Annotated in this window: 3 protein-coding genes; all 3 read right to left on the bottom strand. The window is 37.9% G+C overall.

Features of this window, described 5'->3' with window-relative positions; all coding sequences use genetic code 11:
• Positions 1 to 72 precede the first annotated feature (72 nt).
• On the bottom strand, positions 73 to 264 hold the full coding sequence (locus PGP85_RS21270; RefSeq protein WP_270329368.1) for a hypothetical protein: 192 nt from the start codon (positions 262 to 264) through the stop codon (positions 73 to 75).
• Between the two features lie 14 nt (positions 265 to 278).
• A complete protein-coding gene (locus PGP85_RS21265; protein ID WP_270329366.1) occupies positions 279 to 509 on the bottom strand; it encodes a hypothetical protein in 231 nt (76 codons plus the stop codon).
• A 61-nt stretch (positions 510 to 570) separates the two neighbouring features.
• On the bottom strand, positions 571 to 818 hold a 248-nt coding region (locus PGP85_RS21260), incomplete at its 5' end, for a hypothetical protein (protein ID WP_270329364.1).

The raw sequence follows: 818 nt of genomic DNA, 5'->3' as shown, positions 1-818 counted from the left end.
CCTGTTGTCTTTCTAAATTCCTTATAATTCATTGTTCTTCCTCCTTAATTTCTTCCGTTTGTGTAACTAATCTTATTGCTTTTTTTCACCACAAAGTTGGATTTGTTTTGCCCCTGCATCAATCGTAATACTGGCTACGTTTTGCAACTCACTTTGTTTATATCCAGTATCTTGAAAACTTCTTTCGTAGTATTCGCTGATTGAAACCATCACATCCGCTTCTGGATTATGTTCCAAAAAACTAATCAGCTCTTTTGCTTTCATAAATAGACTCCTTTCTACTTTTCATTCATCCAATTATCAATAATTTTTCCATCAACCATTTTATAATCATCTGCTTTTCTCACATAAGGAGACATCACAAGAGCTGGTATGCCTAACTCTGATCTCTCCATGAATACGATTGTCTCTGCTCTTTTCGTAGCCATGCCTCTTGTTTGTAAATGAATTACTGCATCATTCGGCACATTTTCCAATGCACCTTTCAATTCTCCAACAGTCCAACTCATATAAATCAACCCTTTCAAAACTTCCGTGATAGTCCCAGTTTGCGGAGTTTTTTCTTATGTCCTAACCAATCCTCCGCCACTTTCTCAACGTCCCTTTTCTTCCATGCGCCTGACAACCTAAAAGGTCAAACCTCACTCCTGCACGGCTTGGTTTTCGCTTACGATTCCTATCTATCGTGTCTCTATGAATCACATGTTTGTCACCGTTAGAATCTTCCACGATAATTATGTTTTTGTAGGGTTGATCTAAATATTCGATTTCTTCACCCACGATAGACTCGCCGTAGATATTTACTGTATGCATGCTAA

Source organism: Enterococcus malodoratus (genome assembly GCF_027659535.1).
GTDB classification, from domain to species: domain Bacteria; phylum Bacillota; class Bacilli; order Lactobacillales; family Enterococcaceae; genus Enterococcus_A; species Enterococcus_A malodoratus.
The sequence above is the reverse complement of the archived record's forward strand: the minus strand, read 5'-3'. Positions and strand labels throughout refer to the sequence as shown.

Bases quoted from the DNA above. Each gene is read 5' to 3' on its own strand.
- PGP85_RS21270 (WP_270329368.1), bottom strand. From the start codon at position 264: ATGAAAGCAAAAGAGCTGATTAGTTTTTTGGAACATAATCCAGAAGCG.
- PGP85_RS21265 (WP_270329366.1), bottom strand. From the start codon at position 509: ATGAGTTGGACTGTTGGAGAATTGAAAGGTGCATTGGAAAATGTGCCG.